Source organism: Nocardiopsis sp. NPDC055551 (assembly GCF_053619415.1).
On sequence record NZ_JBSHJJ010000005.1, the window covers coordinates 46,497 to 72,569 of the forward strand.

22 protein-coding genes are annotated in these 26,073 nt (G+C 69.8%); 10 read left to right on the plus strand and 12 right to left on the minus strand.

Annotated elements, in window-relative coordinates:
- The first annotated feature begins 59 nt into the window (after positions 1-59).
- Entirely contained in the window at positions 60-1,373 is a 1,314-nt protein-coding gene (locus ACWGSK_RS10655) for a hypothetical protein (RefSeq protein ID WP_452455721.1), read from the plus strand.
- Positions 1,374-1,384: 11 nt separating this feature from the next.
- Here ACWGSK_RS10655 and ACWGSK_RS10660 read toward each other — a convergent pair whose 3' ends face one another.
- From ACWGSK_RS10660 to ACWGSK_RS10670, 3 genes are all read right to left on the minus strand, one after another.
- On the minus strand, positions 1,385-1,990 hold the full coding sequence (locus ACWGSK_RS10660; protein WP_452455722.1) for an RDD family protein: 606 nt from the start codon (positions 1,988-1,990) through the stop codon (positions 1,385-1,387).
- Positions 1,991-2,136: 146 nt separating this feature from the next.
- The gene (gene greA / locus ACWGSK_RS10665) at positions 2,137-2,634 is read right to left on the minus strand and encodes a transcription elongation factor GreA (protein ID WP_358508813.1); all 498 of its coding nucleotides are present in this window, start codon (positions 2,632-2,634) and stop codon (positions 2,137-2,139) included.
- A 149-nt stretch (positions 2,635-2,783) separates the two neighbouring features.
- Positions 2,784-3,200 carry a DUF4307 domain-containing protein gene (locus ACWGSK_RS10670; protein ID WP_358508811.1) on the minus strand — a complete coding sequence of 139 codons (417 nt, stop codon included), beginning with the start codon at positions 3,198-3,200 and terminating at the stop codon, positions 2,784-2,786.
- Positions 3,201-3,368: 168 nt separating this feature from the next.
- Between ACWGSK_RS10670 and mca the strand changes: the two genes are divergently transcribed.
- Positions 3,369-4,247, plus strand: a complete 879-nt coding sequence (gene mca, locus ACWGSK_RS10675; protein ID WP_358508809.1) for a mycothiol conjugate amidase Mca — start codon at positions 3,369-3,371, stop codon at positions 4,245-4,247.
- A gap of 5 nt (positions 4,248-4,252) precedes the next feature.
- Positions 4,253-4,555, plus strand: a complete 303-nt coding sequence (locus ACWGSK_RS10680) for a hypothetical protein (protein ID WP_358508807.1) — start codon at positions 4,253-4,255, stop codon at positions 4,553-4,555.
- A gap of 34 nt (positions 4,556-4,589) precedes the next feature.
- Here ACWGSK_RS10680 and ACWGSK_RS10685 read toward each other — a convergent pair whose 3' ends face one another.
- Positions 4,590-5,420, minus strand: coding sequence for an SDR family oxidoreductase (locus ACWGSK_RS10685; protein ID WP_358508805.1), 831 nt, complete (start codon positions 5,418-5,420; stop codon positions 4,590-4,592).
- On the minus strand, positions 5,417-6,553 hold the full coding sequence (locus ACWGSK_RS10690; protein WP_358508803.1) for an MBL fold metallo-hydrolase: 1,137 nt from the start codon (positions 6,551-6,553) through the stop codon (positions 5,417-5,419). Before ACWGSK_RS10690 ends, ACWGSK_RS10685 begins: the two co-directional genes overlap by 4 nt.
- A gap of 125 nt (positions 6,554-6,678) precedes the next feature.
- Here ACWGSK_RS10690 and ACWGSK_RS10695 point away from each other — a divergent pair, with 125 nt between their 5' ends.
- Together ACWGSK_RS10695 and ACWGSK_RS10700 are read left to right on the plus strand one after the other, a co-directional pair.
- Positions 6,679-7,698 carry an AraC family transcriptional regulator gene (locus ACWGSK_RS10695; protein ID WP_358508801.1) on the plus strand — a complete coding sequence of 340 codons (1,020 nt, stop codon included), beginning with the start codon at positions 6,679-6,681 and terminating at the stop codon, positions 7,696-7,698.
- Positions 7,699-7,730: 32 nt separating this feature from the next.
- On the plus strand, positions 7,731-9,764 hold the full coding sequence (locus ACWGSK_RS10700; RefSeq protein WP_452455723.1) for a thioredoxin domain-containing protein: 2,034 nt from the start codon (positions 7,731-7,733) through the stop codon (positions 9,762-9,764).
- Positions 9,765-9,779: 15 nt separating this feature from the next.
- Here ACWGSK_RS10700 and ACWGSK_RS10705 read toward each other — a convergent pair whose 3' ends face one another.
- A complete protein-coding gene (locus ACWGSK_RS10705) occupies positions 9,780-11,147 on the minus strand; it encodes a serine/threonine-protein kinase (protein WP_358508797.1) in 1,368 nt (455 codons plus the stop codon).
- A gap of 299 nt (positions 11,148-11,446) precedes the next feature.
- Here ACWGSK_RS10705 and ACWGSK_RS10710 point away from each other — a divergent pair, with 299 nt between their 5' ends.
- From ACWGSK_RS10710 to ACWGSK_RS10720, 3 genes are all read left to right on the plus strand, one after another.
- The gene (locus ACWGSK_RS10710) at positions 11,447-12,058 is read left to right on the plus strand and encodes an RNA polymerase sigma factor (RefSeq protein WP_358508795.1); all 612 of its coding nucleotides are present in this window, start codon (positions 11,447-11,449) and stop codon (positions 12,056-12,058) included.
- A gap of 93 nt (positions 12,059-12,151) precedes the next feature.
- Positions 12,152-12,913, plus strand: a complete 762-nt coding sequence (locus tag ACWGSK_RS10715; RefSeq protein ID WP_067606920.1) for an isoprenyl transferase — start codon at positions 12,152-12,154, stop codon at positions 12,911-12,913.
- A gap of 267 nt (positions 12,914-13,180) precedes the next feature.
- Positions 13,181-14,533, plus strand: a complete 1,353-nt coding sequence (locus ACWGSK_RS10720) for a PhoH family protein (protein WP_358508793.1) — start codon at positions 13,181-13,183, stop codon at positions 14,531-14,533.
- Between the two features lie 57 nt (positions 14,534-14,590).
- On the opposite strand, the gene ACWGSK_RS10725 is transcribed toward ACWGSK_RS10720, so the two are convergent.
- Positions 14,591-18,571 carry an SCO7613 C-terminal domain-containing membrane protein gene (locus tag ACWGSK_RS10725; RefSeq protein WP_452455724.1) on the minus strand — a complete coding sequence of 1,327 codons (3,981 nt, stop codon included), beginning with the start codon at positions 18,569-18,571 and terminating at the stop codon, positions 14,591-14,593.
- A 389-nt stretch (positions 18,572-18,960) separates the two neighbouring features.
- On the opposite strand from ACWGSK_RS10725, the gene ACWGSK_RS10730 reads away from it, so the two are divergent.
- Positions 18,961-19,671 (plus strand): aggregation-promoting factor C-terminal-like domain-containing protein, encoded by a 711-nt coding sequence (locus tag ACWGSK_RS10730; protein ID WP_452455725.1) that lies wholly within the window; start codon positions 18,961-18,963, stop codon positions 19,669-19,671.
- Between the two features lie 58 nt (positions 19,672-19,729).
- Complete coding sequence (locus ACWGSK_RS10735; protein ID WP_452455726.1) at positions 19,730-20,389, plus strand: aggregation-promoting factor C-terminal-like domain-containing protein; 660 nt, start codon at positions 19,730-19,732, stop codon at positions 20,387-20,389.
- Positions 20,390-20,478: 89 nt separating this feature from the next.
- Here ACWGSK_RS10735 and ACWGSK_RS10740 read toward each other — a convergent pair whose 3' ends face one another.
- The 5 genes from ACWGSK_RS10740 to ACWGSK_RS10760 all read right to left on the minus strand — a co-directional run bounded on the left by ACWGSK_RS10740 (position 20,479) and on the right by ACWGSK_RS10760 (position 25,999).
- Positions 20,479-22,242 carry a serine/threonine-protein kinase gene (locus tag ACWGSK_RS10740; RefSeq protein WP_358508787.1) on the minus strand — a complete coding sequence of 588 codons (1,764 nt, stop codon included), beginning with the start codon at positions 22,240-22,242 and terminating at the stop codon, positions 20,479-20,481.
- Between the two features lie 147 nt (positions 22,243-22,389).
- A complete protein-coding gene (locus ACWGSK_RS10745; protein WP_358508785.1) occupies positions 22,390-23,778 on the minus strand; it encodes a class II fumarate hydratase in 1,389 nt (462 codons plus the stop codon).
- Between the two features lie 137 nt (positions 23,779-23,915).
- Positions 23,916-24,347 (minus strand): RNHCP domain-containing protein, encoded by a 432-nt coding sequence (locus ACWGSK_RS10750; protein ID WP_452455727.1) that lies wholly within the window; start codon positions 24,345-24,347, stop codon positions 23,916-23,918.
- A 2-nt stretch (positions 24,348-24,349) separates the two neighbouring features.
- On the minus strand, positions 24,350-24,694 hold the full coding sequence (locus ACWGSK_RS10755) for an RNHCP domain-containing protein (RefSeq protein WP_358508781.1): 345 nt from the start codon (positions 24,692-24,694) through the stop codon (positions 24,350-24,352).
- Positions 24,695-25,012: 318 nt separating this feature from the next.
- Positions 25,013-25,999: a lytic polysaccharide monooxygenase auxiliary activity family 9 protein gene (locus ACWGSK_RS10760; protein ID WP_452455728.1), complete on the minus strand. Its 987-nt coding sequence runs from the start codon at positions 25,997-25,999 to the stop codon at positions 25,013-25,015.
- Between the last annotated feature and the right edge of the window lie 74 nt (positions 26,000-26,073).

Below are 26,073 nucleotides of genomic sequence, written 5' to 3' on the forward strand. Positions count from 1 at the left end.
CGTTAGTTACTGAGAGTGACTATTTTATTCACTTCGGGTAATTGGCGAGAGAAGGAACGATGGCGCAGAATCGGCGCACCACCGCGCCCTTAGTGGCACTGGGGGCATTCGCCCTGCTGGCCCCGTTGACGGTCCCCGTTGCGGCCTCGGCGGAGACCACCTGGCTCGAACAGGACCTGTCCTCCACCGACCGGATCGGTCTGGCCCTCGACTCGGGGGCACTGCGCCTGGAGACGGGAGAGAGATCGGGGGCCTCGCTCCGACTGGAGACCGCGGAGCGGCGCACCGGGTTGGCGACCTTCCCCGAACAGGAGTTGGAGACCCCCACCGACACCGTCGACGTGGCCGTGACCACCACCGGTGACGAGGAGGAGGTCCTCACCGAGGCCCGGGGCGTTCGCGCCGACGGCATGTGGACCGAGTGGCACCCGGCCCGATCCCGCGGGGGCCGGGTGGCCCTTTCCTCGGAGGTCACCGAGGTGCAGCTGCGCGTCGAGATGTCCGCCGAGGGGGAGCGGAACGACACCTCCGTCACCGACGTGCGTCTGCGCCCCGTGGAGTCCTCGTCCACCGACGCCGAAGCGGAGGCCGACACCGAGGCTTCCGCGCGGGACGACGACGTGCCCACCCCTTACTCCGCCCGGCTCTTCGCCACCCGCATCGGTCTGGTCGGCAACACCACCGCCAACGGTCACACGGTGCGCCCCGACGACCACTTCGTGGCCCTGCCCTCCCGCAGAGGCCTCGCCAACCGAGGTGGCGGCGAGTACACCGTCCGGGTGTGCACCACCGGCGAACTCGGGCCGGACGCCACGGGCGACACCGAGAACCACAAGGCGCGCTGTGCCTACCTGCCGGTGTGGGACGTGGGCCCGTGGAACATCACCGACGACCACTGGAACGAGGATCGTGAGTCCTGGCCCGACCTGGACCGGGGTCGCCCCCAGTCCCAGGCCGCCTTCACCGAGGGCCACAACGGTGGACTGGACGGGTTCGGTCGCCGAGTGGGGAACCCCGCCGGCATCGACCTGGCCGACGGAGCCTTCAACGAGGGGCTGCAACTGCCCACCAACGGCTGGGTCCAGGTCGACTACCTGTGGACCGCCGAGTACCGCGATCGCGCGGAGATCATCACGGACACCCAGAGCGACCCGGTGGTCGTACGCACCGGCCCGTCCACCCACCACGACACCGTCGGTCTGGCCGCGCACAAGGCCAACGTCGACGTGGCCTGCCAGGTGGTCGGCGACACCGCCAACGGACCGAACGGCACCGACGACGTGTGGTACCGGATCGGGGAGGACCACTACGTTCCGGCGGTCTTCGCCTCGGGCGGCTCCGAGGCCCCGCAGTGCCTGCCCGACCAGCCCTGAGCCGGTTTCGGTCAGCCGCGGGTGCGGATCACCACGGTTCCGGCGACGCGGTCGTGCAGGGCACGTTCCCGGTCGTCACCGAACATGGCCATCGACTCCCCGAGGGAGAACAGGTGGCCCAGACACGGCAACGACTGCGGCAGGCAGAACAGCATGGACCGGCCGATGGCCTGGCCCTGGTTCAGCCTGCCGCCGTCCGCCGCGTCGACCACCTTGATGCCCACCATCATCTTGCCGAGGGTGCTGCCCCAGGCGATCAGGTAGAGCCAGTCGTAGAAGAACAGCAGTAGGCCCCAGCCGAAGAGGAACAACGAGCCCCAGAGGGCTCCTTCGGCGTCGCTGGTCGCGCTGTCTCCTCCGTTCGCCAGCACCATGAAGAGCACCATCACGAGGAAGAACGCGAAGGCGGCGACGGTCGCCAGGACCGCGTCGATGGCCCGGGCGACCAGACGGATGCCGAACCCGGCGGGACGAGCCGGTGGCGGGGGCGGGGGCGGGGGCGGGGGGAGTGGAGAAGCCGACTGTGCGGGAAGCGGCCCTCCGTAGGACCAGCCACCGTTCTGCGGCGGTGGTCCGGCCTGATACGGGTCTTGGGGGTTCCAGTAGGGCGAGGGCATGCGGCCGCCGGTTCCTTGAGTAGAAGGGGTTCAACGAGCGGGGTTCAAATGCAGAGTACCCAGCCATGGGCCCACCGGCCACACGACGAGGGGCGGCCGTGGCCGCCCCTCGTCATGTGGTCTCGTCCGTGCGACGACCGGACGTTTCACATGCCGTAGGGCACCGCTCCGATGATCTCCACACCGAGGCTCTTGCCGTTGGGGAGCGCGTAGCTGACGGTCTCGCCCACACGCTTGCCGTTGATCGCCGAACCCAGCGGGGACTTGGGGGAGTACACGTCGATGGGGGACCCACTCTCCTCCCTGGAAGCGAGCAGGAAAGTGACCTCCTCGTCGTCACCCTCGAACATGATGGTGACGGTCATGCCGGGTCCGACCACGCCCTCGGTACGGGGCGTTTCGCCGACCCTCGCGGTGCGCAGGATCTCGGTGAGCTGGAGGATGCGGGCCTCCATCTTGCCCTGCTCCTCCTTGGCGGCGTGGTATCCGCCGTTCTCCTTGAGGTCGCCCTCCTCTCGGGCGTCCTCGATCTTCTCCGCGATCTCGATGCGCCCACGCCCCGACAGGTGGTCCAGCTCGGTCTTGAGCCGGTCGTACGCATCCTGGGTGAGCCAGGTGGCGTTGTCATCGCGGGTCTGGGTCACGGGAACTCCTTGTGTACTAGTAGCAAAGGCCACCAGGCGGCCAGAGCTGAACTTACGAGAATATCACCGAGCGCGATCAGGCGCCCGGTGTCCGTGCTCTCGGGGTTCCGCCCCGCTCCTGGGTACCCGGCCGGGGAGGACTCGGTCGATCAGTCTTGCGAACCTTGTTCCCTGCAAGAGGCCACTTCTACCGTGCCGGCCTCACGAACCGTCTCGATGCTCGCCTCGACCATCCGGTTACCGGCCTCGACCTCGACCCTGCTCGTACCCACCTCGACCATCTGCTCGTCCAACGCGCGCAGCAGGCACTCGGCGCCGTCCTTGCTGTTCACCTCGAAGGAGATCCGCGCCTCGTCGGCCGATGGCGCCGTGACCGTCACCACCTGGTGGTACACGCCACCGCCCAACCCGTTGTAGCTCATCACGGAGAATCCCCAACCGAAGGTGACCGCCACCGCGAAGATGGTGCCGACGATGAAGAAGACGGGCCCGTTGCCGTGGCGCTTACGGAGCGCTGGAGCTGTGTCGGCACTGTTCACGGCATCATCTTCCGGGGTCGCTGACATTGGGAATCTCCGAGCGAGGGGATGGTGTTGTCTAAGATATCCCCGACCTGACAGCCCCCCTACGCGGCCCGCACGTGAGTCGTACGACGTCGTGGACCACCGGGGGCACGGCCGTGCCCCTGACCAGAGGTCGTCCAGGTCGTCGACCGAGCCAAGGAGAATCCTTCGTTGTCCGAGCGCCTGCGGCTTATGGCCGTCCATGCCCATCCCGATGACGAGTCCAGCAAGGGTGCCGCCACCATGGCGCGCTACGTCCAAGAGGGCGCGGAAGTGCTGGTCGTCACCATGACCGGTGGTGAACGCGGCGACATCCTCAACCCCGCGATGGAACGCCCGGAGATCCGGGAGAACATCACCGAGGTACGCCGTCAGGAGATGAACCGGGCCCGCGAGATCCTGGGGATCGAGCAGGAGTTCGCCGGTTTCGTCGACTCGGGTCTGCCCGAGGGCGACCCACTGCCGCCCCTGCCCGAGGGGTGTTTCGCCACCCTTCCGGTGGAGGAGGCCGCGGCCCCTCTGGTCGAGGCGATCCGCCGGTTCCGCCCGCACGTGATCCTCACCTACGACGAGAACGGCGGTTACCCGCACCCCGACCACATCATGACCCACAAGGTGTCGATGCACGCCTTCGACGCCGCGCCCGAACCGGACGCCTACCCGGGCACCGGAGACCCGTGGCAGCCCCTCAAGCTGTACTACTTCGTGGGCTTCCCGCCCGAGCGCTTCGACGCGCTCGCCGAGGTCCTGACCGAACGCGGCCTGGAGAACCCCTTCGAGGACTGGGCCGCGCGGATCAAGGACGGCGACCGCCGTCGCTGGGAGATCACCACTCGGGTGCACTGCGGTGAGTACTTCGACGTCGCGCACGACGCCCTGCGGGCCCACGCCACCCAGATCGATCCGAACGGGTTCTGGTTCGCGGTGCCCAACGAGATCGTGGCCGAGGCCTGGCCGACCGAGGACTACCACCTGGTCCGGTCCCTCGTGGATACCGAGGTCCCGGAGAAGGACCTCTTCGCGGGGGTCCGGGAAGCAATGAGAGTATGAACGACATGAACACCCTTCTCGCGTCCACGATGGTGCTCGCCGACAGCTTCTCCTTGGACAAGGACACGGTCACGCCCGGCGTCATGGGCTTCCTCGCCATCTTCGCGATCGGTGTGGCCCTGTTCTTCCTCATGCGCAACATGACGGGCAAGCTGGAGGGTGTCTCGGAGCGCGCCGAGGAGGCCGGAGAGAAGCCGTCCGGGCCGAACATCTACGCGAGCGAGTCCGACGAGGCCGCCGAGACCGACACCACGAAGGTCGAGGCCTCCGGTTCGGACAAGGCCGACAGCGGTACGGACAAGGGTTAGCGCCGCGTCGGCCAGGGTTCACCCCGTCGCGGCACTAATTCTTCAGGGATCGGAGCATCCTGCGTTGGGTGCTCCGTCCCATGGCCACCGCCATCGGTAGTGCCCACAGCCCGAACCCGGGCAGGGCGTCGGCGAGCCGGGACTGCCATCCCCGCCATCGAGGCAGGATCGTCACGGGACGAGGCCGGTCGAGGACGCGGCCGACGGCCCTGACCACCTCCGCCGGCCGCAGCAGCCTGCCCGAGAAGGACAGCGCCGATTCGGGGTCGTGGAGTTTGTCGTGCAGCATCGGCGTCCAGATCCCGTCCGGGCACACGCACGAGACGTCGATGTCGCGCACCCGTGCCAGTCGTAGGTCGGCGAGGGTGCTGAGGCTGAAGCCGATGGCGGCGTGCTTGGACCCGGCGTACACGGCCTCGCCGGGCACGGCGGTGATCCCGGCCAGGGACACGATGTTGACGATGTGGCCTCCTCCCCGTCCGAGCATGGTCCGGATCGCCGTCACGGTGCCGTTCACGGTGCCCAGGCCGTTGACGCCGAACAGCAGGGACCGGGTCGCCTCGTCCTGTTCCCACGCCGGTCCGGTGACCAGCACCCCAGCGTTGTTCACCCACACGTCCAGTCGTCCGGCGCGGGCCAGGATCTCGTCGCCCGCCGCGACGACCTCGGCCTCTTCCCGAACGTCCACCCGCATCGATGTGGCGCGCGGGCCAAGGTCCGCGGCGGTGGCCGCGGCGGCTTCCCCGTCGACGTCGGTGATCAGCACCGTGTACCCGCGCTCCACCAGCAGCGCGGCGATCTCCCGCCCCAGCCCGCGCCCCGCGCCGGTGACCACGGCACCTGCGGGCCCTGACCTCACCGTCATCGTGCCTCGCCCCCACGGAGTTCGCCGTAGGAGACGCCTCCATGCGCGAACGTCGGCATCACCGGCCAGAACCGCTTCCACGGTGCGAGTTCCGTCGAGGGGAGGATCTGTAGCCAACGCGGGTCCCGACGGCACGGGTCCGCGAGGATCTTCTCCTTGACCATCGAGTCGTACTGGTCGAGCGAGTCTTCGAGGGTGTTGGCGTTCGGACAGATCTCCCGGCCGTAGCGCCGGTGGTACCCGCGCACTCCGGGGATCTTCGACAACTCTGGTTGCCAGTTGTCCAGAGCGATGCCGTTCTCGGAGGAGACCCACACACCGTCGGGGGTGTTGAGCAGCAGAGAGTGGTTTCCGTCCGTGTGCCCGGGCGTCCACAGCAAGGTGACGCCCGGACCGAGTTCGACGTCCCCGTCGAAGGTCACGAACGACGACCGGTCCACGCCGCTGAGCCCGTCCTCCACGTACCACGCCCACTGCATCGGGTGCAGGGACTCCAAGGTGGCCAGTTCACGGGAGTGCACCAACATCCGCGCCGAACCGAAGAGGGGCGGGCGCGGGCGACTCTCGCCGGGGATCACCCGGCTCGACCCGAGGATCATCCGGGGGTCCTGGACGTGCAGGTGGTCGAAGGTGCAGAAGTCGATGTCCTCCGGGGCGAGCCCGAGCTTGGTCAGCGCGTCCGCCGGCTCGTTGTAGTACTTGAGCAGGAAGGCCTCGGCCAGCCGGGTCCCACCCGGGATCCTGCGCATCAGCTCCTGGAGGTGGTGGTAGAACGGGGCCTCCGCCGAACCGTCCGGAACGGTCGGTTCGAACACCAGGGTGCGCGGACGCCCCTCCCAATCGTCGTACTGCACCACCACCATGCGGTTGATCATCGCGATCATCGGCAGGGTCGGTACCGACACGGCGTTGTTGAAGGCGAACGCGACCGGATAGGGGGCCGCGGCGATGTCCACCGATCGCACCGCGCGCACCGTGCCCTGGGACTTGAAGCGTTCCTTGTACGCGTGGGCGGCCTCCTTGACCGCGCTCAGTCGTTCTCCGCGCGGCCAGACGTCATGCACCCCCTCGAACTCGGGTACGCCCCGCGCGCCGATGTCGGCCAGGGTGTCCTCGGTGTGACCGGTGCTCATCCTCGTTCTCCGCTCCTCGGAACCGCTCTTCTCACGGCACCCTAGGAACCAGGGTGTGGGCTGGGACACTCTTCCTCCGGCCAGGGAGTTAACATTTTCGGACACGCGTATGGACGGAGGAGGGAATGCCGGTGCATCGGTGGGACCTGCCGCGCGGTCCGGCCAGCGCCCTACTGCTGGTGCGGCTGGGCGGGGAACACTCGGTGTCCAAGGGCACCGTCCTCCATGGAACCCGCATCGCCCTGGCCGACCTGGAGGACCCGCACACCCTGGTCACCGCGGAGCAGGAGACACGGATCGTCCGGAACCTGCTCGACGCGCTCCCGACCGTCGAGGCGCTGCCGGTGCTCGCCGGTTCCCGCTATCACCTCACCACGCACGGCATCTGGGGGTTCGCGATCTCCGGCAGCCCCGATCTGCGCTCGGCGATCGGCGTGGGGCTGCGCTACCTCGCGTTGACCTGGGCCTTCTGTGACATGAGGGTGGTCGAGGGTGGCGGCCGGTCACGCCTGCTGTTGCGGTCCGGACACCTGCCCGAGGACGTCCGGCGCTTCTTCGTCCACCGGGAACTGGCCTCGATCATCGCGTTCGGTCGTGAGCTCGGGCTGGCGGAGGAGCAACTTCCCGAGGTGCGTTTGAGGGGTCGCCCGCCCACCGACCCGGAGCCCTACACGAGGCTGTTGGGCCCACGCGTCCGCTTCGACGCAGAGGAGGACGCCTTGGTCCTGGACGCGGTGGAACTCGACCGGCCGCTGCCGCGCGCCGACGCGCACACCGTCGCCCTGGGCGAGGAACAGTGCCGGCGGCTGCTGGGGGAGAGGTACGGACGTTCCGGGGTGGCCGGACTGGTCCGCGGTCACCTGATGTCCGGGTTCCCGGACGTCCCCGACATCGAGGTGGTGGCCGGGCGACTGCACGTCAGCTCACGGACGTTGCGCCGGCGGCTCGTGGCCGAGGGCACCTCCTACCGCGTGCTGTTGGACGAGGTCCGTGAAGGGTTGTCGGAGGAACTGCTCGCCGCGGGATGCACGGTCGAGGAGACCGGACGCCGGCTCGGTTACCGCAACACCCCGAGCTTCACCACGGCGTTCAAACGCTGGAAGGGGACGGCGCCCCGCGTGTACCTGGCCCGGGTGGGGACCTGACCCGTCGGACGAGGGCCGGCAGAGTGGGATACATGCCCAACCGCCTGAGCGACGCGACCAGCCCGTACCTGTTGCAGCACGCCGACAACCCCGTGGATTGGTGGCCCTGGGGTGAGGAGGCCTTCGCCGAGGCCCGCCGCCGCGACGTCCCCCTCCTCATCTCGGTCGGATATTCGGCCTGCCACTGGTGCCACGTCATGGCCCACGAGTCCTTCGAGGACCCCGCGACCGCGGACCTGATGAACACCCTCTTCGTCAACATCAAGGTCGACCGTGAGGAACGCCCCGACGTCGACGCGGTGTACATGGAGGCCACCCAGGCCATGACCGGCCAGGGCGGCTGGCCGATGACGGTGTTCGCCACCCCCGACGGGGCGCCCTTCTACTGCGGCACGTACTTCCCGCGCGAGCACTTCCAGCGGCTGCTCCAGGGGATCACCTCGGCCTGGCGGCACAAGCGGGTCGACCTCGTGGAGCAGGGGCGACGCGTGGTGGACGCGCTGAGCGCACCACGTCGCCTGGCGTCCTCGCCGCCGCCGACCGCCGCCGACCTGGACCTGGCCGTCCAAGCGCTGATCCGTGACTACGACGCCACCTCCGGCGGGTACGGCGACGAGCCGAAGTTCCCGCCGTCGATGCTCTTGTCGTTCCTCACCGCGCAGCACGAACGGACCTTCCCGTTCCAGACCGCCGACGAGCCCACCCCGGCCGCGCTCATGGCGGGCGGCACCGCCGTGGCCATGGCGCGCGGCGGCATCTACGACCAGCTCGGCGGGGGCTTCGCCCGTTACTCGGTGGATCGGGGCTGGGTGGTCCCGCACTTCGAGAAGATGCTGTACGACAACGCCCTGTTGCTGCGGGCCTACACCCGGCTGAGTCGTCGTCCCGCCGAAGGCGACGCGGGGGCCGACTCCGACCAGGAGCTGCTGCTGCGCGCCGCCCAGGAGACCGCCGACTGGATGCTGCGCGACCTGCGCACCCCCGAGGGCGGGTTCGCCTCGGCCTTGGACGCCGACAGCGAGGGTGAGGAAGGCACCTATTACGTGTGGACGCCCGAGCGGCTGCGCGAGGTCCTGGGCGAGGAGGACGGCGCGTGGGCGGCCGAGCTTTTCGACGTGACCGAGGAAGGCACCTTCGAGCGTGGTTCCTCCGTCCTACAGTTGCGCTCCGACCCCGACGACCCCGAACGCTACGACCGGGTGCGCGCCGCCCTGCTGTCCGCCCGCGCGGACCGCGTGCCGCCGGCCCGCGACGACAAGGTGGTCGCCTCCTGGAACGGGTTGGCGATCGCCGGTCTGGCCGAGGCCGGGGCCCTGCTGGGGCGCCCCGAGTGGATCACCGCCGCCCGCGAGGCAGTGGACCTGCTCCTGGACGTCCACCTGCGCTACGGACGCCTGGTGCGCACCTCGCGAGACGGCGAACCGGGCCCCGGTACGGGCGTGCTGGAGGACTACGCGAACCTGGCCGAGGGGCTGCTCGCCCTGCACGGGGTGACGGGTGAGGCCCGCTACGTGCGGGAGGCCGGCGGTCTGCTGGACACGGTCCTGGACCACTTCGGCGACGACGAGGGCGGGTTCTTCGACACCGCGGACGACGCGGAGAAGCTGTTCAGTCGCCCCCAGGACCCCACGGACAACGCCACCCCCTCGGGCCGGTTCGCCGCCGCGTCCGCGCTGCTCACCTACGCGGCGCTCACGGGGAGCGAACGCCACCGGGAGGCGGCCGAGGGCGCACTGTCGGTGGTGCCGCTCCTGGCGGAGAAGGCCCCGCGCTTCGCCGGTTGGGGCCTGGCCGCCGGGGAGGCCCTGCTGACCGGGCCGCGCGCCGTGGCCGTGGTCGGTGACATCGGCGATCCGACCGTCGAGGAGATGGTCCGCGCGGTCCTGCGCTGGGCGCCGCTGGGCACCGTCCTGTCCCGAGGCGACGGACGTGACAGTGGGGGAGTGCCCCTGCTGGAGCACCGCGCGCCGATCGAGGGGAAGGCGACCGCCTACGTGTGCGAGGGCTTCACCTGCAAGCTCCCCGTCACCACCGTCGAGGAACTCCTCGCACAGCTCGCAGGGTGAGGCCGCCGAGCGCCGCTAGCGGAGCCGGACGTTGTCGATGATGGTGTCCACGACGTCCGGCCGGTAGTCGGGCTGGCGGATCTCCATGTACACCGTGCGCGGGGTGTCGGGCGGGTGCACCGCGATCGAGGTGAACGTACCGTTGTCGTTGCACTCTGGCCATTCCCAGAGCATGCCCTCCCACCGGTCGGTGCGCACGGAGCGCTCCTCGGGCTGCCCCGCGCACGGGTCGGTCTCGGCCACCCGGCGCAGGTCGGGGGAGCCGGGCAGCACCGTGGCGTACACCCCGTAGGACTCCTCGTCGGTGGCGTTCCAGTGTTCGGCGTCGGTCGCGGCGAGCAGCCCGGGACCGGCACCGGCCTCGGCCACGGCCGGTCGCGCCTCCTGGTCGGGGTGGAACTCCCGGGCCCACACCGAGGGCACGTCCACGCGCACGTCCTGGGCCGCGTGCCGGACGGTGGTCAACGACATCCCCGGGGATCCGAGTGAGGCGGTCATGACGAAGGCGAACACCCCGCAGACGAGGGCGAGGGCGCCGCTCCGCCGCCAGGGCATGCGGGACAGGGACCACCAAGGGGCCGCCTTGGGCAGGTCGGGCGACATACGGATCGCCCTGACCCGATCGGTGAAGGTCTTGGCGTCGCTCGGCCGGTCCTCGCGGTCCACCGATAGCGCGGCCAGGATCAGTTCGTCCAGTGCGGGAGGCAGGCCTGGCCGGATCCGGCCAGGCGCGGCCCGTACCGGCGGGCGCGGCGGCGACTGGCCGGTCATGAGTTCGTAGGCGACCGCGCCCAGCGAGTACACGTCGGAGCGCACGTCCAGGTCGCCGCCGGGCATGCTCTGCTCGGGCGACATGTAGCCGGGGGTTCCCGCGGCGGCGGTGAACCCGGAGGCCTCGTCGATGGACTTGGCGAAGCCCAGGTCGGCGACGAGCACCCGCTGACCGACGGGGGAGGACTGGAGCAGCACGTTGGACGGCTTGATGTCGCGGTGGATGGTGCCGTGGTTGTGCAGCACGGTGATGCCCTGGCCGATCTCGGTCAGCAACCTCAGGGCCTCGTCCAAGGGGAGTTGACCTCGACGGACGAGGTCGGCGACACTGCCTTGGTCGGCGTAGGTCATCACCATGTAGGGGCGGCCGTCCGGCAGTACGTCGACGTCGTGCACCGCCACCAGCCAGGTGGAGTCGGTCTGACGCAGGATGCGCGCCTCTTCCAGGAACCGGTACTGGATGTCCATCTGATGCGCCCAGTTCTCGGCCAACACCTTGATGGCCACCGGGTAGTTCAGAAGGTCGTCCTGGGCCAGCCAGACGGTGGCGAACGAACCGGACCCCAAGCGCCGTATGACGCGGTAACGTCCAAAGGCCTCCGGTTGGCTCATTTCCGCCTCGGTCTGTAGGGGGTGAATACGCGTTCGTTGCCCACTAATACACCATCTGCGCCTTGGCGATGGCTTCCGCGGATATGATCCCGTTCCCGGGTAGCGCCGACGCCATCGGTGCGTGGAGACTGGAGGAGCCCCTTCGGGTTCTCCGCCTTCGTGGGACAACGCCGCGTGGGATTAACGGGATCGGCGCGTGAAGTCGAGTGAGGTAACGGAGCCGAACGGGGTTCGTGGACGTCCAATAGACGTGTGAACTCACGAACGGACGTCTGTCGTCAGCCAGGAAGAGACGAACCATGGGTAGTAGTGACCGACCGGACAACGAGGAGCGCCCCACCCCCCGCCGCCGGGTGGCGAGCAACGTCGACGAGGAACTCGAGGATCTCGCGCGCCGGGCCAAGGAGGGTGACGCCGTGGCCCTGGACGACCTGCTCCGTCGTATCCAGCCCGAGGTACTGCGCCGCTGCGCCCGGTTCCTGCCCTACCGCCAGGACGCCGAGGAGGCCTGCCAGGACGCGCTCCTGCGGGTGGCCCGCAAGATCGACAGCTTCAAGGGCGACTCCCTCTTCACCACTTGGCTCTACACCGTGGTGTCCAACTCCGCACGTCAGACCTACCGGTCCATGAAGCGTCGCTCCGCCGAGTTCCCCACCGAGGCCGAGCGCATGCCGCATCAGAGCGACCCCCGGACCACCAGTGTGATCGCCGGTTCCCGGATCGACCTGCTGGAGGCCCTGGACCAGCTGGAGAAGGACCGCCCCAACCTGGTGGCGCCCCTTGTCCTGCGCGACCTGTGCCAAATGGACTACAACGAGATCGCCTCCGAACTGAATCTGGCCTTGGGTACGGTCAAGTCCCGCATCCACCAAGGGCGCAAACACGTGCGCAAGTCGCTCGCCGTGACGTGAGCGCCCCGGGCGAACTACTCTGGACCCATCCCCGTCGGCATATCCGTCGCCGGAGTGCGCCGTCCTTTGATCCAGCTCTGAGAGGTTTCGCCAATGGGGCTCCGTGACCCCCTGTACTGGCTGTACGAGCGGCGGCTGGAACGCCGTCTGACCAGCCAGGAGATCCCCCGGCACGTCGGTGTCGCCATGGACGGAAACCGGCGTTGGGCCAAGAGCAGCGGTCTTCCGGGCGCCGAGCAGGGCCACCAGGCCGGGGCGAACAAGATCTTCGAGGTGCTCGGCTGGTGCAACGAGATCGGTGTGCAGGTCGTCACCCTGTGGATGCTGTCCACGGACAACCTCACCCGGGACGAGGCCGAGCTCGGTCCGCTCGTGCGCATCATCGAGCAGACCATCGCCCGGCTGCGCGAGGAGGGGTGGAACACCCGCCCCGTCGGGGCTCTCGACGTCCTGCCTGATTCGACCGCTCGTGCCCTGAAGGAGGCGGAGGAGGCCACATCCGGAAACCCGGGTCTGGTTGTCAACGTCGCCGTCGGGTATGGGGGTAGGCGTGAGATCGCCGATGCGGTTCGGTCCCTCCTCCACGAGGAGGCGGCCAAGGGCACCGATATCCAGGAGCTGGCAGAGCGCCTGGACATCGAGGACATCGCACGGCACATCTACACGCGTGGACAACCCGACCCCGACCTGCTCATCCGCACCTCGGGTGAACAGCGTCTGTCGGGTTTCATGCTGTGGCAGAGCGTTCACTCGGAGTTCTACTTCTGCGAGGTCTTCTGGCCTGCCTTCCGCAGAGTGGACTTCCTGCGTGCCCTGCGCTCCTACGGCGCGCGCAATCGGCGCTTCGGCTCCTGACCCCCGTCGGCCCTCCCACCAACCTCTCGTAACGAGGAGTTCATGGGGAGGTCGGCTCGGGCCCTGGAAAACGGGCTCTGGGGCGCGTAGCGTCGATGACAGCGGATGGCGTTCGCCCATCCGTTCGGGAGGCCCCGGCTCATTGATCTTCTCCGCCCTGGCGGGATGTCGACGAGGAGGGCCGGACCCGGCCCTCGTGGGCCTGGTCCCGGTCCTCCATGATCCCGTGACAGTAGGGCGCCCTCGCGGTGCCCAAGGGGAGAACGAGTGGCTAGTTCCTCGACCGATCGCCGTGACACCCAGTCCCCGACCGCCCCTCAGGCGGTAGAGGGTACGCGCGTCTACGTGCTCGACACCAGTGTCCTGCTCGCCGATCCGGTGGCCATGAGCCGGTTCGCCGAGCACGAGGTCGTCATCCCCGTGGTGGTGATCACCGAGTTGGAGAGCAAGCGTCACCACCCGGAGCTCGGGTACTTCGCACGCGGCGCGCTGCGCCGCCTGGACGACCTGCGGGTCGCCCACGGCCGTTTGGACGTCGCCGTCCCGGTGAACGAATACGGCGGCACACTCCGGGTGGAGCTCAACCACAGCGATCCGACGATCCTGCCGGCGGGCTTCCGGCTCGGCGACAACGACACCCGGATCCTGACGGTGGCGCGCAACCTCCAGGAGGAGCATGAGGAAGAGGACGCCGTCGTCCTGGTGAGCAAGGATCTGCCGATGCGGATCAAGGCCTCCTCCATCGGTCTGCAGGCCGACGAGTACCGGGCAGAGCTCGCCATCGAGCACGGCTGGACCGGGATGTCGGAGCTGGACGTGCCCGCCGCCAACATCCAGGAGCTGTTCTCCCAGGGGGACAGCGAGATCGAGGAGGCCAGGGAACTGCCCTGCCACACCGGTCTGGTGCTCGTCTCCGAACAGGGCCGGGCGCTCGGCCGGGTCCAGGCGGACAAGTCGGTGAAGGTGGTGCGCGGCGACAAGGACGTGTTCGGTCTGAAGGGCCGAAGCGCCGAGCAGCGGATCGCCCTCGACCTGCTCACCGACCCCGACGTCGGCATCGTCTCGCTCGGTGGTCGTGCCGGTACCGGCAAGTCCGCGCTCGCGCTGTGCGCCGGTCTGGAGGCCGTCCTGGAACGCGGCCAGCACCGCAAGGTGATGGTGTTCCGCCCGCTGTACGCGGTGGGCGGCCAGGACCTGGGCTACCTGCCCGGCACCGAGAACGACAAGATGACGCCCTGGGGCCAGGCGGTGCATGACACGCTGTCCGCGGTGACCAGCGAGGACGTCATCGAGGAGATCGTGGACCGCGGGATGTTGGAGGTCCTGCCGCTCACCCACATCCGGGGTCGGTCCCTGCACGACGCGTTCGTGATCGTGGACGAGGCGCAGTCCCTCGAACGCGGGGTCCTGCTGACGGTGTTGTCCCGACTCGGGGAGAACTCCCGGGTGGTGCTCACCCACGACATCGCCCAGCGCGACAACCTGCGGGTGGGCCGCCACGACGGGGTGGTCGCCGTCATCGAGAAGCTCAAGGGCCACCCGTTGTTCGCCCACGTCACCCTGAACCGGTCGGAGCGTTCCCCGATCGCCGCCCTGGTCACCGAGATGCTGGAGAGCTGACCCGACGAACCATGTGGCCCCCGCCGAATCGGCGGGGGCCACACCTGTGGGCGGTGGTCAGCGCAGGGCACCTACGTACCGACCGATCCGGCGCAATCGGTTCAGGTTCGCCTCGTAGCGCGCGCCGATCAGGAGCAGCAGCAGGCCGACCACCGCGAACGGCACCCAGTTGGGCAGCAGCAGGGTCAGGTCCCACAGCGGCGGACCGAAGGCCCGAAGGGACACCACCAGCAGTGCCCCTCCGCCGAGCAACAGCTGTGCCTGGAGACGGGACCTCAAGCCCCACACGGCCATGGCCACACCCACCACGAGTACCGCGGGGACCCGCCACCCCAGGTCCTGGCCGTCGATCGCGAGCCAGACCGTGGGACCGAGGAGCAACAACAGTCCACCGCCGTAGGAGAGCAGGCTGGAGGGCTTCACCTCGGCCCGGCGCTCCCACTCCCAGCCGACCACCAGGAAGGCGAGTGCGGGCGGCACCGTATAGGCCTCGGGAACGGTGACGTCCCAGGCCGCCAGCGCCGTCCACATCGCACAGAACATCAACAATCCGCCGACCGGTGCCACCCACCGGCGGCCGGGGCGCACCGCGCAGGCCAGACCGATCACCCCGACCACCGCCAGGGCGAGCGCGACCAGTTCCAGTCGGGATCCCGCGCCCATGGTGATGGCCAGGGCGATCACCGCCCACACGGCGGCCGGGACCTCGGTGGCCTCCGACAGGGGCGAACGCAGGCGCGGGGCCGCGGCCGCCACGGCGGCGACCACCAACAGGGGACCGAAGGCGGCGTACTCGGCCCAGAGCCCCAAGGACATGAGCAGCGCCAGGGCGAACGCTCCGGTGCCGAAGGTCGCCGCGGCGGTCGAGGCCACGATGATCGATCTGACACGGGCCAGGGAGGACGCCACGGACGCCGCGACCGCCCAGGCCAGCAACACCCCTACGGCGGAGTAGCGCTCCGACAGCGCCCAACTGAAGGCCAGGGCGAAGGCGAACAGTCCGGTGGACCACACGACCCACGCGGTCCCCGCCCGGTTCGGTAGGGCGGAACCGGCCGTCAGGGCCGCTCCCACCAGCACGGTGCACACCAGGGCGACCAGGAAGGGCAGACCGAGCGCGAACGGCAGCGGCACCAGTGTCACCGGCGCGAGCAGCGCAGCCGCGGGCACGAGCAGGCGTTGGTGGAACAGCCGTACCGCGCCCACCGCCAGGGCACCGAAGACCAACGTCCCCAGCGCCACGGAGGGGCCGGCGAGGGTGGTGGCCTCGGGCAAGCCGATGAACTCGTGCGCGGGTTCCAGCAGCGCCCCGGTCGGAAGCCCGCGCGGGGCGAAGAACGACAGGGCCGGCGATCCGGCCGGGCCCACCACCAGAGGTTGGGCGATGAGCAGGAGTAGCCCGAAGATCCCGAACGGGCCGAACTCCGTGGTGCGCTTCTCGACCGCGCCGAACACCCGGGAGGCGACCCCGTCGAGCAGCAGCGCGGTCGCGCCGAGCAACAGCCCCGTGGCGCCCAACAGCCACCAGGGACCATGGCCCTCGCCCGGGAGGGCATCGTAGGCGGTGGCCGCCAGGGAGGCGTCGCCGATCACCAGTGTCACGGTCCACACGACCACGGTCAGCCGGTAGACCGTCGCGGCGTCGCCCTCGGCGGACGGGCGCCGCGCCGACAGCGCCGAGACCAGGGTGATCGCGGCGAGCAGGACGAGCGCGGACAGCATCGTGTGCCGCTCCACCGACGACCACGCCAGACCCGTCAACATGGTCGCCAGGCCGCTCGCCCCGAGCAGCCGGACGGACAGGGACCCGTGCGTCCGACCCGCGCACAACAACAGCGCGGCGCCGACCAACAGGGTCCACACCACCGCCACCGCGAACGGGGCGTCCGCCAACACCGGCAGCGGAACCAGCGTGGGCGGGGCGATCAGCGCCACACCCGCGGCGGCCCAACGCCGTTCGATGAACACGACCAGCGCCAAGGCCGACACACCCACCGCCACGACGGCCAAGGCCGCCGCGAACCCGGTGAACGGATCGGCCGGTGCGGACGACCCCAGCACGGCGGAGGCGGGTTCGCGCACCACCCCGGGCGACGCCGACCAGGCCGCGTGTTCGGACGAGAACAACCTCAGGGCCGGGTTCTGGGACGGCAGCGCCAATAACGGAGCGGCCGGCAGGACGAGCAGGCCCACCACGGCGAACATTCCGCGTAGATCGGCGCGTTCGTCCGTCTGGCCCGGTGCGGTCGGGGCCGGCAGCGAGGAGGGCGTGGCCACTCGACTCAGCAGCAGCGCCGTCGCCCCCGTCAGGACCACCGTGGCGGTCAACAGCCACCATTGGGCCTGTTCGGTTCCGGGAGCGCCCCGGTTGACCAGCACGAAGACCGAACCGGTCAGGAGGACCAACGCCCACGGCAGAATCGCGCCCATGTACAGTCCGGCGACCCGACCGCCCGGTTCCGGTCGTGGGCCCGGCTCGGCGAACCGACGGGCCCCGGCGGCGGCGATCAGGGCGGTGACCACGAGCAGCAGCAGCGCGGCCAAGGTCGTGTACCGCTCCGGCAGCGCCCACACCAGGCCGGTGAACAGGGTGGCGGATCCGACCAGTACCGGTGTCGTGCTCAGTCCGCGCGGCGCCACTCCGGCGCTCAGGACCAGCGCGGCACCGATCAGCAGCGCCCACACCACGGTGATCGTCCAGGACATCCCGAGGAGGGCGGGCACGACCAGGAGCGTGGCCGGGGCCAGGAGTACCGCGATGACGAACGACGAACGGCGGCGCAGCAGCCACACCGCGCCCAGCGCCAGGAGCGCCGCCACCACGATCCCGGTCAGGTAGAGGGCCGCGTGGTCGGGCGGAGCCGGAGCCGGGGCGGCCATCTGCGCCGGGGACACGCTCCACGGCGAGACGGTCACCCGGGGGAGCGCCGGAAGGGTCGAGGGCCCCGCGGCCAGGGGAAGCAGGGCCAGGGCCGCCAGACCGCCCACGGAGTACGGCGAGGGCGCGTCGGCGTTCTGGCCGGGGCCTCGCGCCATGAGCAGCCCGGTCGTCCCACCGAGGAACAACGTGGTGGCCAGGGCCCACCGGTGCGACGGGTCGACGTCGTCGATGAACAGGAAGGTGCCCGTCAGCACCGCGAACATGGCGGAGAACACCCACAGTAGGACCGCGGCCGCGCGCAGGGTCCGGACCGGAACCCCCGGGCGCGGAGTACCGAGGACGTGCACGGCGATGGCGTCGGCGAGCGCGGTGGCGCCCACCGCGGTGAACCACCAGGCGGGGTGCGCGTCCGGCTGGGCGGCCACCAGCAGGACCGGTACGGGTTGGGCGAGCAGCGCCATGAGGACCCGGGGCGAGCGCAGCGGAACCAGGACCGGGTAGAGCGCCAGGAGCGCGGCGATCACCGCCAGGGCGGCCGCCGTGTACCCGGGGCCGTTGGTGAGCCCGTCGGACAGGAACCACAGGGCGAGCGCGTCCACGCACATCAGGAGCGCGGCCACCACCCCGAAGGCCTCGGCGGTGGAGCGCAGACCGCGGCGGTAGAGCGGCACGGCCACCACGGTGAAGGTCAGGGTGGTCAGGCCCAGAACGGTGGCGCGGGCGCCGGTGCCCAGGTCGCTCCAGGTCCACACGGCGAAGACGAGCGCCGCGATCCCGATGAGGAGGGCGCCCAGGCCGAGGATGACGTTCTGCGCCGAGCGTCGGCTCACCTCACGGGTGGGCGCGCCGGGCCGGGGAGCCGCGGCCACGGGGGCCGGAGCCGGTGCGGCGGGCACCGAGGGGGTGGCGACCGGTGCGGCCGCGCGGGTCTCCTCGCGCAGCCGGGCCAGCGCCTTGGGCCGCTCCTCCAACAGCGTGTGCCTGCGCAGGTCCAGTGAGACCAGTTCGGTGTCGATCCACCACAGACGTTGCGCTGTGGGCCCGACCAGCCCGAGCCCGCACCGCGGGCAGGCGCGGGCCGAGGAGATGAGCTCGGCCCGGCAGTCGGGACAGTGGTGCGGCGCCCCTGGCGGTCGGGGGATTCCTTGGGCGTTCATACCCCCATGCTGTGCTTTCGCGGATCCGGACGCATCGGTACGAGTACTCAGAACCGCACTGGGAGACGAGTGACACAAACCTGCCCGTACTTGACCACCTATTGACTCTTCGTGTCAAAGCGCAGGTCAGAGCCCTGAAAAACAGGCACATTCCGTGATGTGAGTCACGACACAGTAAAACCGGCGTTACTTTACCGTGACGATGATGCAGGCTGAATGCGCTGCACCGAGCAACCCCCTCCCGTGTGGGAGCCCCCGCCCGTGGTCGGTCGAACGGCGATTCCGTCCCCTCCACGCAGGTCACCAGGGCCGAGCGGTCCTGCAGCGGCATCCCACACCACGCGAAGGCTCCGAACGGGGCACGCGTGCGTCAACGTGAAAGGGCGACCTTGCTACTCCACCGCATCTCTCTGCGCCAGATGAGCGCGGTCGGCGCCGCGGCGCTGGTCGCGGGCGGTATGTTCACCGTCTCCGCCTTCGCGGGCACCGGAACTCCCGACCCGGATCAGGCCACTTCGGCGGCCACCCTCCCCGAAGCCGAGGAGACCCCCGCCGAGACCGAAGCGGCGGACGACTTCTTCGCCAGCCCTTCCCCCGAGGACGAGCGGGACCTTGAGGACCGGCGCGAGGAGGCCCGTGAGCTGGCCGGCGCGGCCGTCGACGACTCGTCGCGTTCCGGCTCGGGCTCCGGCAGTGAAATCCAAGAACCGGAACCCGAACCGGAACCCGAGAGCACCTCCGAGGACTCTTCCGGCTCCGCGAGCTCCTCCGGTTCCTCCGGAGGGTCGGTCCCCACCGGCTCGGCCAAGGAGATCGCCCTGCAGATGGTCCTCGATGAGGGCTGGGGTGCCGAGGAGTTCAACGGCTGCCTGGAGCCGCTCTGGGAGAAGGAGAGCAACTGGAACCACACCGCCCAGAACGCCGGTTCTGGTGCGTACGGGATTCCGCAGTCGCTCCCCGGCAGCAAGATGGCCACCCATGGCGACGACTGGCAGACCAACCCGGCGACTCAGATCGCCTGGGGCATCGACTACATCAAGGGCCGCTACGGCACTCCGTGCGGGGCCTGGGCCCACTCACAGGCGAACAACTGGTATTAATAGGTTTTTCCCTGCCCTAAACCCCCTTTTGGGAAAGGCAATCGTGCTACTCAACCGAATGTCGCTGCGTAGTACCGCGGCGGTCGGTGCGGCGACCCTGGTCGCCGGCGCGACGTTCGCCGTCTCCGCGTTCGCGGACGACGGCCTGGACCCGGACCTGGCGGCGAGCGCCGCGGTCCCCGGGACCGAAGAACCCGCGACCGACACAGAATCCGAAGGCGACAGCGGCTCCGAGGAGAACGAGGACTTCTTCTCCTCCTCCGAGCAGATGTCCGAGGACGAACTCCAGAACCGGCGTGAGCAGGCCCAGGAACGGCGCGAGAGCGCCCGGGGCAACAGCGTCGTCAGCACCTCGGCCACCGGCTCCGCCATCCAGGAGGAAGAGGAAGAAGAAGAGGTCCCGGCGGAGTTCGAGGGGGACCCCAAGGGCATCGCCCTGCAGATGGTCCTCGATGAGGGCTGGGGTGCCGAGGAGTTCAACGGCTGCCTGGAGCCGCTCTGGGAGAAGGAGAGCAACTGGAACCACACCGCCCAGAACGCCGGTTCTGGTGCGTACGGGATTCCGCAGTCGCTCCCCGGCAGCAAGATGGCCACCCATGGCGACGACTGGCAGACCAACCCGGCGACTCAGATCGCCTGGGGCATCGACTACATCAAGGGCCGCTACGGCACGCCCTGTGAGGCTTGGGCCCACTCCCAGTCCGTCGGCTGGTACTGACCCGGCGGCGCTCCCTCCGAGCCCTCAGAGAACACTTCGGCCCCGTCCGGAAGGCGAACACCTTCCGGACGGGGCCGTCGCCGTCGGGGTCACTTCAACGGAGTGAAGGTCTCGATCACGTCCTCGTGCACCTCGTCGAAGTCATCGGCCTGCGCCCGCGGCACGTTCACCGTGACCAGGTAGAACACCCGCTCCTCCCCCTCGTTCATGATCACCGAGTAGGCCCAGAAGCGACGCTCGGAGTCGTCCCAGGTGTCGTTCACCAGGTCCGCCTCGACCATCGCCACGTCCATGCCGGCGAGGCCGCCCTCGAAGTCGTCGCCCTCGAAGTCCTCGGACTCCAAGACCTCGTAGTCACGGGTGACGTCCCCGTCGATGTCGGTGCCGCCCTGGGATAGGGCAAGGTACTCCGCGCTCGTCCCGGTGAACTCGGTCTCCTCCCAGCCCTCCACGTCGATCTGGTGTTCCAGGCCGGGCGCGACGAAGGAGGCGTAGGAGTTCTCCAGATCCTCCGAGCCGATCTCCCAGCCGCCGGGGTAGGAGATGGTGAACCACTCCGAGGCGTAGCGCAACAGGTCGTCCTCGTCGTACTCGGGAGGGGTCCCGTCCGCGGCGGCCGGTGCGTCGTTCTGCCCGGCGCCCTCCCCACCGCCCTGATCGTTCTGGTCCCCCTGCTCCCCTTGGCCGCCTTGGTCGCCGGTGGACTCCTGACCGCTCTCGGAGTCCGCGGCGGAGTCGGTCGGGGTTTCGTCGGATCGCAGTGCCACGACCAGCACGAACCCGGCCACCAGGAGCAGCGCCGCGGCGGCGGCGAACATGGCGATCATCGGGCCCTTGCGGGAACGGCGCCCGGGTTCGTGCGGAGGCGGGGGCGCGACCGGGGCGGCGTGGGCGGCGGCGTTCGGGTAGGCGCCGCTTCCATGGTGGCCACCGCCGTGGTGCGGGTCGGTGGAATAGTCGGCCACCGGCCCCTGGGGACCGCTCGGCACACCGGCCGCGGCGGCGACCGCGGTGGCGCCCGCCGAACCGGCCGAACCGGACCGGAGATCCGTCAACGACCCGAGCGCCTGGTCCACGGTGAACCTGCGCTCGGGGTCGCGCTCCAGCAGACCCGAGATCACCGGTTCCAGCCACCCCGCGCGCGTCATCGGCGGCATGGGGGCGGAGATCACTGCGGCGATCGCGGCCGTGATGGAGTCGCGGCGGAACGGGGAGGAGCCCTCCACCGCCGCGTACATGGTCACACCGATGCTCCACAGGTCGCCTCGGTGGTCGGCGGGCGCGCCCTCCAACCGCTCCGGCGGCATGTATTCGGGCGATCCGATCAGCGCGCCGGTCCGGGTGATGCTCGGCCCGCCCTCCACCGTGGCGATGCCGAAGTCGGTGAGGATGACCCGCCCGTCGGCGGACATCATGATGTTGCCCGGCTTGATGTCGCGGTGCAGCACGCCCGCCGCGTCCGCGGCCCGCACGGCCTCCAACAGCGAGACGGCGATCTCGGCCACCCGATCCGGGGACAGGGCGCCCTCCTCGGCGAGCGTCTCCTGTAGCGAACCGCCCTCGACGAGTTCCATCACCACCCACGGGTCGTGCTCGTGCTCGAAGACGTCGTGGATGGTGATCACGGTGGGGTGGTTGACCCGGGCCGCCGACCGCGCCTCGCGGCGCACCCGCGCGTGCGCGTCGTCGCGTTCGGCGTCGGTGAAGTGTCCGGGCAACAGCACCTGTTTGATGGCCACGACACGATCGAGGGCGGTGTCGTACGCCTCCCAGACGATGCCCATGCCGCCCCGGCCGAGTTCACGGCGCAGGACGTAGCGGTCGGCGATGCGTTGTTCGCTGTTACTCGACATCTGTCGCTCTCTCGAAGAGGGCCGGGGAAGCCGGGGACGGGGGTGTTCTGCCTCGATTGTCCGACGTCGTCGGGGGCGGAGGGGTTCCTGGCGTGCGAGGGGCACCCCGCCGAAGCGAGGTGCCCGGACGTGGGTCCCGGCGGCGACCTACTGGGAGTTGGTCATCTTCAGGACGTCGAGGGCGGCGTCGAGCTGCTCCTCGGTGAGCTTGCCGTCCTTGACGTACCCGCGCTCCAGGACCACCTCGCGGATGGTCTTCTTCTCGGCCAGCGACTGCTTGGCGACCTTGGAGGCCTCCTCGTAGCCGATGTAGCGGTTGAGGGGGGTGACGATCGAGGGGGAGGACTCGGCGTAGACCCGGCACTGCTCCTCGTTGGCCTCGATACCGGCCACACAGCGGTCGGCGAAGACCGTGGAGACGTTGGCCAGCAGACGGATCGACTCAAGCACGTTGCGGGCGATCATCGGCAGCTGCACGTTGAGCTCGAAGTTGCCGGAGGCGCCGCCGAAGGCCACCGCGGCGTCGTTGCCCACCACCTGCGAGGAGACCTGGAGCATGGCCTCGCACAGTACCGGGTTGACCTTGCCCGGCATGATCGAGGAACCCGGCTGCAGGTCGGGCAGGAAGATCTCGGACAGACCGGTGGTCGGGCCCGAACCCATCCAGCGGATGTCGTTGGCGATCTTGCAGTAGCCGATCGCGATGGTCCGCAGCTGGCCGGAGAGCTCGACCAGAGCGTCACGGGCGCCCTGCGCCTCGAAGTGGTCCCGGGCCTCGGTCAGCGGCAGACCGGTGTTCTCGGCGATCTCCGCGATGACCCGGGCCGCGAAGCCCTCCGGGGTGTTGATGCCGGTGCCGACGGCGGTGCCGCCCAGCGGGAGCTCGGCCACGCGCGGCAGGACGGCCTCGATGCGCTCGACACCGTAGCGGACCTGCGCGGCGAACCCGGCGAACTCCTGGCCCAGGGTGACCGGGGTGGCGTCCATCAGGTGGGTGCGACCGCTCTTGACCACGGAGGCGAACTCGTTCGACTTGCGGGTGAGCTCGCCCTCCAGGTGGCGAAGGGCCGGGATCAGCTCGTTCCGCACGGCCGAGGTGGCGGCGATGTGGATGGAGGAGGGGAAGACGTCGTTGGACGACTGGGAGGCGTTGACGTGGTCGTTCGGGTGAACGTCCAGGCCGGTGCGCTCCTTGGCGACCGTGGCCACGACCTCGTTGGTGTTCATGTTGCTGGAGGTGCCCGAACCGGTCTGGAAGACGTCGATCGGGAACTCGTCGTTCCACTTGCCGTCGGCCACCTCCAGGGCGGCGTCGCGAATGGCCTTGCCGAGGTCGTCGGAGATCACGCCGAGTTCGGCGTTGACCTTGGCGGCGGCGGCCTTGATCTGGCCGAGAGCGGCGATGTGGGCGTTCTCCAGCCCCTGTCCCGAGATCGGGAAGTTCTCGACGGCACGCTGGGTCTGTGCCCGCCACTTGGCGGCAGCCGGGACCTTGACCTCACCCATCGAGTCGTGCTCGATACGGAACTCACTCATGACAACCCATCTCTCCTGGGAAAACCTGTGAAGTCAAGCCTGCCAGACCCGTGAGAACACGACGCACCTCACCCGGGGTTCACGGTGTTGCACGTGTCATGTTGACATCGGTGCAGGTCATGGGTGCGCCGTGTCGATCACAGGTGGGCCAGGGCCCGGCGGGCCGCCTCCGACGCCGCCAGCGGCCGCACCGCCAACCGGACCAGGGCCCGGGCGTTGTCGTCACCCGCGATCCGGTTGGCGCTCAACCCGCCACAGGACGCGCACCGGTGGATGAGCATCCACTCACCGTCCGGACGGGCGAAGACCCCGGCCGCGCTCATCCGGGCCCGGCAGTCGGCGGCGCGGTCACCGGGGACCCGGCCGTCGACGTGCAGGCTGGTCAGACAGTGCGGACAGTGGTTGCGATGGGCGGAGCCGACCGCGTGGGCGGGCACGTCGAGCCGGCACCCGGCACAGCGGAAGGACTCCGCCTCCGGGCCGGCGCGACGCCCTTGTTCACCCCGCGCGCGCAGCACGGTCTTGCGGCGTTGCGGTCGCCGGGGTTCGCGGTGGTTGCGCCGGCCCATGCTCACACCCGCCCGAGGAGTTCGAGCGGGAACGGCGGTTCGGCCAGTGGCCGCACGGCGATCCGCATGAGCGGGAGTGGGCCGTCGTCGCCGGAGACGAGGCCCTCGGACAGTTCGGCGCAGTCCACGCAGCGGTGGACCAGACGCCATCGGCCGTCGGCGGGGACCACGACGGACAGGGGTGTCATGCGTCCGGCGCAGTCGGAGACGCCGCCGTCGTGCTGGTCGTGGACGTGCCGGGAGGTCAGGCAACCGGAGCAGTGGTCGCGTTCGTCGCCCTCGGGGGTCAGGGCGGACATGGTCAGACCACAGTGGACACAGATGAAGTCGGGTTCGGTGTTGGACACCCGGGAACTCCTTGCTGAGAGGACGTGCTTGGGATCAGCAAGAGTGCCGAGCGGGTCTCGACGTGGGGCGGGTTCCGGCTCAGCCGGCCGAGGGGACTCGGGGCAGGCTCAGGCCCGCGCGGCTGTGAGGCGCGCTCGGCGCGTTCCGGGGCATACCCACCTGTCCTAACGTCCGGGGAGTCTGGCCCCGGATCGAGTCCGTGTTCCGATCCGACGCCTCGACGTTAGCCATGTCCCTCCGTCTCCCGCAACGGATTTTCCCCGTCGGGCCCGCGGCCGTGACGACGTCGCGGCCACGGGCCCGCCCGGCCCCGATCGTCAGACGACGCCTCGGCGCTTGCGGGCCAGGTGCAGGGCGCCCGCGCCGGCGGCCATCAGGGCGATGGCGGTGACGAACAGGCCGGTGATGGCGGTGCCGGTCTCGGCCAGTTCGCCGCCGCCGGAGGCGTGCGTGCCGTGGTCGGTGGTGGCCGCCTCGTCGGACTCCTCCACCTTCTCCTCGGCGGGCTCCTCGACGGCCTCGGGCTCTTCGCCCTGGACCTCCTCTTCGGCCGGCGTCTCGGCGGCGTGGTCGGCGTGGGCGTGGTCCAGCGCCTCCTGGGCGGCCGGGTCCACGGTGAACGCCTCGGTCTCCTCTGCGGCGGTGGTCACCGCGTCGCCCTCACCACCGAAGGTGACGTCGGAGCAGCTGTAGAACGCCTCGGGGCTGTCGGTGCGCTGCCAGATCGTGTAGATGAGGTGCTGCCCGCTCTTTTGCGGCAGTCGGGCCGTCATGGTGTAGCCGCCGTCCTCGGCGGCCGGCTGGTCGTCCACGGCGAACGGCTCGGACTCCAGCTCGTCCCAGGTCAGCGGAGTGCTCGGGTCCCAGTCATCGGTGGTGACGTAGTACTCGATGGAGCCGGCGTGGGGGACGGCCGCCGTGTAGTCGAAGGTGTACTCGGATCCGGAGGGCAGCTCGGTGACGGCGGTGCTAGCCCAGTCACCCGGGTTGTCCAGCGCGGAGTACTTGTCCCGTCCGGCGCTGCACAGTTCACCGTCGGGGATGATCTCGCGGTGCCGTCCGTCGGCGTTGGCGAGGTTGACCTCGTGCCAGTCATAGAGCGGTTGGGTGCCGTTCTCCTCCACGAGGCGGACGCACATCTGGGACCGAGGGTTCTCGGGCCCCTCGGCGTAGCAGGCGGCGATCCGGCTGATCGGGTCGCCCAGGGTTCCGTGGGCCTGGGCCGGCGCGGTCACCAGACCGGTGACGGCGATGGGGGCGGCCACCAGGACGGCGGCGGAACGGGCGAGTCGTCCGAACCTCATCGGGGGTTCTCCTCAAGTCGTGGACAGGCGGGGGGCCGTGCGGGTCGCGAACCCGCACGGTCGTCCGGGCTGGA

What these genes read in the sequence shown, in the direction of transcription:
- ACWGSK_RS10655 (WP_452455721.1), top strand. Translation starts at nt 60, where the DNA reads ATGGCGCAGAATCGGCGCACCACCGCGCCCTTAGTGGCACTGGGGGCA.
- ACWGSK_RS10660 (WP_452455722.1), bottom strand. Translation starts at nt 1,990, where the DNA reads ATGCCCTCGCCCTACTGGAACCCCCAAGACCCGTATCAGGCCGGACCA.
- ACWGSK_RS10670 (WP_358508811.1), bottom strand. Translation starts at nt 3,200, where the DNA reads ATGTCAGCGACCCCGGAAGATGATGCCGTGAACAGTGCCGACACAGCT.
- ACWGSK_RS10680 (WP_358508807.1), top strand. Translation starts at nt 4,253, where the DNA reads ATGAACACCCTTCTCGCGTCCACGATGGTGCTCGCCGACAGCTTCTCC.
- ACWGSK_RS10685 (WP_358508805.1), bottom strand. Translation starts at nt 5,420, where the DNA reads ATGACGGTGAGGTCAGGGCCCGCAGGTGCCGTGGTCACCGGCGCGGGG.
- ACWGSK_RS10690 (WP_358508803.1), bottom strand. Translation starts at nt 6,553, where the DNA reads ATGAGCACCGGTCACACCGAGGACACCCTGGCCGACATCGGCGCGCGG.
- ACWGSK_RS10695 (WP_358508801.1), top strand. Translation starts at nt 6,679, where the DNA reads ATGCCGGTGCATCGGTGGGACCTGCCGCGCGGTCCGGCCAGCGCCCTA.
- ACWGSK_RS10700 (WP_452455723.1), top strand. Translation starts at nt 7,731, where the DNA reads ATGCCCAACCGCCTGAGCGACGCGACCAGCCCGTACCTGTTGCAGCAC.
- ACWGSK_RS10705 (WP_358508797.1), bottom strand. Translation starts at nt 11,147, where the DNA reads ATGAGCCAACCGGAGGCCTTTGGACGTTACCGCGTCATACGGCGCTTG.
- ACWGSK_RS10710 (WP_358508795.1), top strand. Translation starts at nt 11,447, where the DNA reads ATGGGTAGTAGTGACCGACCGGACAACGAGGAGCGCCCCACCCCCCGC.
- ACWGSK_RS10715 (WP_067606920.1), top strand. Translation starts at nt 12,152, where the DNA reads ATGGGGCTCCGTGACCCCCTGTACTGGCTGTACGAGCGGCGGCTGGAA.
- ACWGSK_RS10725 (WP_452455724.1), bottom strand. Translation starts at nt 18,571, where the DNA reads ATGAACGCCCAAGGAATCCCCCGACCGCCAGGGGCGCCGCACCACTGT.
- ACWGSK_RS10735 (WP_452455726.1), top strand. Translation starts at nt 19,730, where the DNA reads ATGTCGCTGCGTAGTACCGCGGCGGTCGGTGCGGCGACCCTGGTCGCC.
- ACWGSK_RS10740 (WP_358508787.1), bottom strand. Translation starts at nt 22,242, where the DNA reads ATGTCGAGTAACAGCGAACAACGCATCGCCGACCGCTACGTCCTGCGC.
- ACWGSK_RS10745 (WP_358508785.1), bottom strand. Translation starts at nt 23,778, where the DNA reads ATGAGTGAGTTCCGTATCGAGCACGACTCGATGGGTGAGGTCAAGGTC.
- ACWGSK_RS10750 (WP_452455727.1), bottom strand. Translation starts at nt 24,347, where the DNA reads ATGGGCCGGCGCAACCACCGCGAACCCCGGCGACCGCAACGCCGCAAG.
- ACWGSK_RS10760 (WP_452455728.1), bottom strand. Translation starts at nt 25,999, where the DNA reads ATGAGGTTCGGACGACTCGCCCGTTCCGCCGCCGTCCTGGTGGCCGCC.